Annotated in this window: 5 protein-coding genes and 1 pseudogene; 5 read left to right on the top strand and 1 reads right to left on the bottom strand. The window is 54.9% G+C overall.

Annotation, left to right across the window (positions count from 1 at the left end; all coding sequences use genetic code 11):
• The 4 genes and pseudogenes from PsW74_RS30035 to PsW74_RS24480 all read left to right on the top strand — a co-directional run.
• Positions 1–713, top strand: a pseudogene (locus PsW74_RS30035) (nicotinate phosphoribosyltransferase); the annotation flags it as partial.
• A gap of 115 nt (positions 714–828) precedes the next feature.
• Positions 829–2,454, top strand: coding sequence for an FAD-binding oxidoreductase (locus PsW74_RS24490; RefSeq protein ID WP_063287080.1), 1,626 nt, complete (start codon positions 829–831; stop codon positions 2,452–2,454).
• Positions 2,455–2,478: 24 nt separating this feature from the next.
• Positions 2,479–4,137 (top strand): glycerol-3-phosphate dehydrogenase/oxidase, encoded by a 1,659-nt coding sequence (locus PsW74_RS24485; RefSeq protein ID WP_063287081.1) that lies wholly within the window; start codon positions 2,479–2,481, stop codon positions 4,135–4,137.
• On the top strand, positions 4,134–5,672 hold the full coding sequence (locus PsW74_RS24480) for an FGGY-family carbohydrate kinase (RefSeq protein WP_063287082.1): 1,539 nt from the start codon (positions 4,134–4,136) through the stop codon (positions 5,670–5,672). The genes PsW74_RS24485 and PsW74_RS24480 overlap by 4 nt, the downstream gene beginning before the upstream one ends.
• Here the strand turns inward: PsW74_RS24480 and PsW74_RS24475 are convergent.
• Entirely contained in the window at positions 5,669–6,931 is a 1,263-nt protein-coding gene (locus PsW74_RS24475) for a malonyl-CoA decarboxylase (protein ID WP_063287083.1), read from the bottom strand. The two genes, PsW74_RS24480 and PsW74_RS24475, sit on opposite strands and share 4 nt — an antisense overlap.
• Positions 6,932–7,115: 184 nt before the next feature.
• On the opposite strand from PsW74_RS24475, the gene PsW74_RS24470 reads away from it, so the two are divergent.
• Positions 7,116–7,796, top strand: a complete 681-nt coding sequence (locus tag PsW74_RS24470; RefSeq protein ID WP_063287422.1) for a cupin domain-containing protein — start codon at positions 7,116–7,118, stop codon at positions 7,794–7,796.
• The last annotated feature ends 144 nt before the right edge of the window (positions 7,797–7,940 follow it).

Raw genomic sequence — 7,940 nt, 5'->3', positions numbered from 1 at the left:
CCCGCCGCCGCCACTCCTATCTGTGGCAGGACTGGTGCGTGCAGGCCATGATGGAAGGCCTCGGCAAGAAATTTGTCGGCACATCCAACTGCCTGATCGCAATGCGCCGCGAAGTGGAAGCAATCGGCACCAACGCGCACGAATTGCCAATGGTCTATTCCGCTCTGGCAGAAAGTGACGAGGAACTTGCCGACGCCCCGTATCAGGTGCTGAATGACTGGCAGGAAGAGCACGATGGCAATCTGCGCATTATCTTGCCCGACACGTTTGGGACCGAAGGCTTCCTGAAACGCGCTCCGAACTGGCTGTCCTCCTGGACAGGCATCCGCATCGACAGCGGTGACCCAGTCAAAGGCGCAGAAGCCGCCATCAAATGGTGGAAAGCCTGCGGTGAAGATCCAACGCAAAAGCGCGTCATCTTCTCTGATGGGTTGGACGAAGACATGATCGCCCACCTCCAGCGTAAGTTCCATGGCCGCGTCCGGTGTAGTTTTGGTTGGGGAACCATGCTCACCAACGACTTCCGCGGGCTGGTGCCAGATGATGCCTTGGCGCCGTTCTCATTGGTCTGCAAAGCCATTTCTGCAAACGGCAAACCAACGGTCAAGCTCTCCGACAATCCCAATAAGGCTATGGGATCACGTGAAGAAATTGAACGCTATAAGCGCGTTTTCGGGGTTGGCAAGCAGATGAGCCAGAAGATTATCGTGTAACGCGGCGTATTTTAGCCATCACTCAAAATAATCCACTTGCATAGTTTCCCTATGCGTAAACTCTGTGTAGCATGCGTCACGCAGCACAGTTTATACGTGTGGGGGAGCGACGAAGATGAGAAGATGGAACGGTTGGGGCGATGATACGCACCAGGCGGAGCTGGCCGATTTTGCTAAGGCCTTGATCGCAGAGCTTTTAGGCGAGACTCATCCGCTATCTGACGCCACCTTGCAAAGCGCCATTGAGCGTGTTCCGGCGTCTCGCGCACCAGACCATCCCTTACTGGATAAAACGCCCTCAACGCGCATCAGGCATGCATCTGGGCAGAGCTTCTCAGATTGGCTGCAAATGCGCAGTGGCAAGTTTGAAAACATCCCCGATGCAGTCGCTTTTCCGGAAACCTCCCAGCAAATCCGTGAGCTTATGGACTGGGCAGCACAGCAAGATGTGATCCTCGTCCCGTATGGCGGAGGCACGTCCGTTGTCGGCCATTTGGCATGTCCTGCCAGTGAGAAACCGCAGATTACCATCGCACTCACGCGTATGAATCGCCTGCTGGACTTCGACAAGGAAAGCCAGATCGCGACTTTCGGAGCTGGCGTACGCGGGCCGGATCTGGAAGCCCAACTGGCAGCCATCGGTTACACACTCGGCCACTTCCCGCAAAGCTTTGAGCTTTCCACCGCAGGCGGCTGGGTCGTCACGCGTTCCTCTGGCCAACAATCTCTGCGGTATGGCCGCATTGAGCAGCTCTTTGCGGGTGGCACGCTGGAAACGCCAAAGGGAACATTGGAAATTCCAAGTCTCCCCGCATCATCTGCTGGCCCTGATCTGCGGGAAATGGTGCTCGGCTCTGAAGGCACACTTGGCATCCTGACTGAAGTAAAACTACGCGTCACACCATTGGCTGAAACCGAGCAGTTCTACACGGTCTTCATGCCGGATTGGGAAAGCGGTGTCGCTGCAGTGCAGGCCATCACGCAAGGCCGCATTCCGCTCTCCATGATGCGCCTGAGCAATGCAACGGAAACCGACGTCAGCCTGAAACTGGCTGTGCCGGAGAAGAAGCTCTCCAAGCTCAACATGCTCTTCAAGCTCAAGGGCCTGACTGACCAGAAATGCATGCTCACATTCGGGCTGACAGGATCAAAGAAGCAAGTTTCCGTAAACCAGAAACTTGCGAACACCTGCCTGAAGCAGCACGGCGCCAAGCGCGTTCTTTCCAAGATGCTGGGCGACAAATGGAAGGAAGGCCGCTTCAAAGGACCATACCTGCGCCACCCATTATGGGAACATGGTGTGGGCGTCGATACCTTTGAGACGGCAATGGACTGGTCGGCCCTGCGCCCCTACATCAACGTGGTTGAACAGAGCGTCACCAAAGCACTGAAGGAGCAAGGCATTCCAGTGTTTGCATTTACGCATCTGTCTCACGTCTACCCGCAGGGCTCCAGCGCATACACCACCTACCTGTTCCCCGTTGCCAGCACCTATGAGGAGACGTTGGAACGCTGGAAAATCATCAAGAAAGTCGCGTCTGAAACCGTGGTTGCCCATGGCGGTACCATCAGCCACCAGCATGGTGTCGGGCGTGACCACGCACCGTACTTGCCTGCAGAAAAAGGTGCGCTGGGCATGAGTGCCTTAAAAGCACTGAGCCACAATTTCGATCCTGACCAGCGAATGAACCCCGGCGTTTTGATCTCCGAGGAAACCGTAGGCAACACAGAACCCGCATAACTCTCAATATTGGAGGAGGGTGCAATGGCAAATACAGGGCAACTCAGCAGGCACGAAAAACTGTCGCTCATAAAACAGCGCAGTAAGCCTTGGGACATGGTTGTTGTTGGCGGTGGCATCACCGGAGCTGGTGTTGCGTTGATGGCAGCACGAGCTGGCCTCGATGTTCTGCTGCTGGAAAAGCAGGATTATGCATGGGGCACGTCCAGCCGCTCCTCCAAGATGGTGCATGGTGGCCTACGTTACCTGTCTCAAGGCGAGTTCCGGCTGGCACGGGAATCTGTGCGTGAGCGCGAAAGACTGATGCAGGAAGCTCCCGGCCTCATTGAACCCATGAGCTACCTTTTTCCGTTCCGCGAAAAGCAGTTCCCAACCCGTCGCGCCTTCTCTGTCCTCCTCAACATCTACGGATACTTCGCCAGAAAACGCGACCACAAATATCTGGACCGCGACCAGACCATCGCTGCTTTGCCGGGGCTCAATGAACATGGTTTGCTGGGCTCAGCGCAATATACAGATGCCCTCACAGATGACAGTCGTCTTGTGCTCCGTGTCCTTGCTGATGCCAGAAGAAGTGGCGCAACCACGCTCAACTATGCTGCTGTGAAGATGGTCCATAGTGACGGGGCAGGATCAAAACTCCTTGAGGTGCAAGATCAGGAAACCAGCGAAGTCTTTGCAATCTCAACCAAAACAGTCATCAACGCGACCGGGGTCTGGGCGGATGACCTGCGTGAGCAGCTAGGCCAGACCAAACGCATTCGCCCTTTACGGGGCAGCCACATAGTCATCCCGTCCTGGCGCATGCCAGTGCATCAATGCCTGACCTACCTGCACCCGCAGGACAAACGCGGCGTCTTCATTTACCCATGGCTGGGCCGCACGGTGATTGGGACGACCGATCTGGATCACTCGGAGGATCTGGATCAGGAAGCTGCGATCAGACCGGAGGAGGTGGCGTATCTTCTAGCTGGTGCCAACCACAACTTCCCCGGCACAAAGCTCACTGAAAAAGACGTCATTTCAACATGGTCTGGCGTCCGACCAATCGTGGGTAATGAAGGCGAAGACCCCAAAGAATTACATCCGTCAAAAGCCAAACGCGACCAAGTGGTGTGGGATGATGATGGCACCATCACTGTCACAGGCGGCAAGCTCACCACCTTCCGCGTGATGGCAGAGCAAGTGCTGGAAACCTGTGCGACCTATCTGAAAGGGAAGAACATGGAGCGGGCAGGAGACTATGTGTTTGAACCCCAGCAAAGCACCCTTGACGACAAAGCCAGTAGGGACCTGCCAGAAGCAGAACTCAAACGGCTGCAGGGTTACTATGGCGCTGATCTTCCAACACTTATTGCAGCAATGTCTCCCGATGGTCTTTCTTTCATCAGCGGTACAAATCGTACTTGGGCAGAGCTTGAGTGGGCCATCATGCATGAAGAAGTCGTGCATTTGGACGATCTCCTTTTGCGCCGCACGCGAATTGGCTTAGTGTTGGAAGAAGGCGGGACAGCATTGGCTGATGAGCTGGAAACACGGCTGAGAGATAAATTGGGGTGGTCCATGGACAAATGGCAGGATGAGTGGTCGCGATATCGGAAGATTTGGCGAGATCACTACAGCTTGCCGTCAACATGTACATCGCAAGAGCAGGAAATGATGCATGAGGTGACTGCTGGATGACGGAAACACTTCTCGCCATCGACTGCGGCAGTCAGAGCATCCGGGCCTTGCTGTTCTCTCCAGACGGGACGCTCCTGTCCAAGGTGCAAAAGCCGATCACGGATTATCGAAGCGACAACCCCGGTTGGTCGGAGATTGACCCGCTTATCCTCTGGGAGCTGCTGGGTCGCTGTTGCCGTGAGTTATGGGACCGAGGAGCTGACCCAGCTGCCGTCAAAGCCATGAGTGTCACCACACAGCGCGGCACCCAAATCTCAGTTGATGAAAGAGGCATCCCTTTGCGCCCTGCCATCACATGGATGGACGAGCGCATTGAAGACCAACAGAAACCATTGCCATTGCTTTGGAAAACAATCTTCGGCGTGGCAGGCTTGTCCCGGTCCATCAAGAGTGTACGCAGCGAATGCGAGGTCAACTGGATCGCGGTGAACCAACCCGGAATTTGGAAGAAGACCTATAAGTTCCTACAAGTTTCCGGCTATCTCAATTTCAAGCTGACAGACCTTTTTCGCGATTCAACAGGCGCACAAGTTGGCTACATTCCTTACGACTACAAAAAGCAGCAGTGGGCGAGTGATAACCACTTTCTCTGGAAGCTTTTCGCCTTCAAACGCAGCCACTTACCAGAGCTCATCGAGCCCGGAAATCCCATAGGATATGTGAGTGAAGAAGCCGCGCAGCACACTGGACTGCCAGAAGGTTTGCCGGTCATCTCCGCAGCTGCTGACAAAGCATGTGAAGCTGTCGGCTGCGGCGCAGTGGATGCTAGCGTTGGCTGCCTCAGCTACGGCACACGGGCAACGGCGACCATTCATTCCAGAAAATACTTCGAGGTGGAACGCCCTCTACCTGCCTATGCTGGCGGAATGCCGCGTATGTTCACGCCAGAAACCTCTGTCATTCTGGGATACTGGATGGTCAATTGGTTCAAGGAAGAGTTCGGCCACCCAGAGCAGGAAAAAGCCAAAGAGATTGGCAGCCCAGTCGAAGTGTTCTTTGATGACCTGCTCAACAGCACGCCTCCCGGTTCCCATGGTCTGACTTTATTGCCCAAATGGGGCCGCGATAACGGACGCTCCACGCCAGTGAAAGGCGCGATTATCGGCTTTGGAGATGTCCATACCAGAGGCCATATCTACCGGGCTATTATTGAAGGTATCACGCTGGAACTGCATCGTGGTCTGAAGCGGATCGAACGTAAAAGCGGCGAGAAGATCAAAGTCTTACGTGTTTCCGGCGGCGGCTCTCAATCTGACGCCATCATGCAGATCACCGCAGACATCTTCGGCCTGCCCACTGAGCGCCCGCATACCTTTGAGACCGCTGGTCTGGGCGCTGCCATTGCCGCAAGTGTGGGTGCTGGGGTCCACCCTGACTTCACGCAGGCCATGAAAGCCATGACCCGGCAGAATGAAGTGTTTAAGCCGGACCCTAAAACGGTCCAGCTCTACAAGAAGCTATTTGAGGATGTCTACCTGCCCATGCCGCGCAGGCTTGCCCCGCTGAACAAAGCACTCCGAAAGATTGTCGGCTAGGCAACATCGCTCTTGGGCTGAGATGCTGTTTGCACAACACCAGCCTTTGCGAGCGCCTGCACCCGTTTGGAGGCCACGATTTCCTTCTTATTCGCAAACACTTCGTGGTTCTGCGAGATCTTTTGCAAATCGTAAAGATAGTTCACCATCACCCCCGCCGATTGCTTTTTGCCGTTCTCAGAAGTGTCCGCCCCCACATGCACGTCATGCACCAGCGCGCCGTTGTAAAGATGGAACCGAGCCACCGGATCAAACGGCATATCGTTCTTCCGCTTGCCTTCAAGAAGGTAATAAGCAGCGAGTTCTTTAAGGGCTGCATCAGTCTCCGGCAGCTCAATCTCTTGCTCTTTGGCCCACTTGCAGAAAGTAGGGAGCGGGGACAGCGTCACAAACGTCTTCAGTTGGCTAAGCTCACGCGAAAGATCCTGCACCACTTGCTTGATCAGCGAGTTGCCAAAGGAAACACCTGCCAGCCCGCTCTGACAGTTAGAAATCGAGTAGAAGACCGCCGTATCCACTTCATCAACCGGCACAATAACCCGCTCTTCTGCAAGCACGCCTTGAATGGACGAGGGCACACCTTTGGTCAGCGCCACTTCCACAAAAATCAGCGGCTCATCTGGCAATGAGGGATGGAAGAAGGCAAAGCAACGCCGGTCTTCCGGTTGCAAACGACGGCGCAAATCATCCCAACTATCAATGGCATGCACGGCCTCATAGGCGATGATTTTTTCCAGTATCTGCGCCGGACTGTCCCAGCTGATAGGCCGCAGCACCAGAAAACCACGGTTGAACCACGAGTTAAACAGGTGCTGGAAATCCAGATCAGTGCGCGCCAGATTCGGCTGCTCCTTCATGAAACCCAGCAAGTCCTTGCGCATATGTACCAGCTGATGAGTGGCACCTGGAACCTGATTGAGCCGCCGCGCCAACTCCTGCCGTTTTGGCTCCGCCGCCTCTACTAGCTTTCGGTAATTGGCTTCCGTTCGCTCTGTTTTATAACTGGAAACAACACTCTCCAGCTTATCTGGATCGATGTCCATTTCGCGGTTCAAATGCTCAAAAAACGCCCGCTTTCCCTCAGTATCTGTGGTGGCGTAGCCATCCAGAATCTCGTGGGCAATGGCAGCTCCGGAAACGTCTCCTTGACTGCTCATCAAGGCATTGCAAAGCTCGGTAAGGGGACGCTCATCCCGCTTGCCCATAAAAACATAACGACGATCAAAAAGGGTGGAAAGTAAATCTGCCAGCAGGCTCATGGTCAGGCGTCCCGTAGTTGCACAGCGCAGTGCATCAGAAAATCGCCGGAAGCCTAACAAGGGACTGCTGGGAACGGAATGCAACAAACAGCTTAACAATGAAGTGATCCCTAACAGCACGCTAACATCTGTAAATGAGCGACAAGTGTGCTTAACTTGAGAGCATCATGTGATGGAGGCTTCAGTGAAGATCAACGGTGATTTTTCAAAGCGAGTGGTTGAGTTCAGCGACGATATTCCTTGGGTCGCGTCCCCAATGAAAGGCGTTGAGCGCAGGCCGCTTGATCGTTTGGGAGATGAAGTTGCACGAGCAACCACCGTTGTTCGCTTCGCACCCGGCAGCCACTTCTCTGAGCATGTCCATACAGGCGGAGAAGAGTTTGTTGTGCTAGCGGGAGTATTTCAGGATGAGCACGGGGATTTCCCGGCTGGCTCCTACATCCGCAACCCACCTGAATCCAAACACACACCAGCCTCTGAACCCGGCTGTACCATCCTCGTCAAACTCTGGCAGTTCGACCTTGCAGACCGCACCCATGTGCGCGTGGACACCAACAAACTTGGCCGCGTAAACGATGCTACGCGCGAAGGCGTTGCCGTCTCACCTCTGTTTCAGGATGAACGCGAGAACGTGCGCATGGAGCACTGGCAGGCAGGTGCAAACCATGCGGTTGAGGCTGACGGCGGAGCAGAGATCTTCGTGCTGGAAGGCTCAATCATCGAAGACGGAGAGGACCTTCCCGAACACGCTTGGCTCCGTGTACCCATCGGCTATGACCTCAACATCACAGCAGGAGAAGAGGGCGCCAAGCTCTGGATCAAGTCCGGTCACCTTCCCTTTGTCACTGCCCCGCATGGGGGATAAGAGGGCTACCTAAAGCTGCTCCTGCAACCAGACCCGACTGCTTTCTTCCAGCGCGTTGCGAGCTGAAATGATGTTCGCAACATGCTCCGGAAAAGAGGAGAGCTCATAGCGCAGCGTATATTCCAGCTGTCCCTGCTCCCCGTC

The organism is Pseudovibrio sp. W74 (genome assembly GCF_001623085.1).
Lineage (GTDB): Bacteria > Pseudomonadota > Alphaproteobacteria > Rhizobiales > Stappiaceae > Pseudovibrio.
This window is presented reverse-complemented; position numbering and strand designations above follow the sequence as displayed.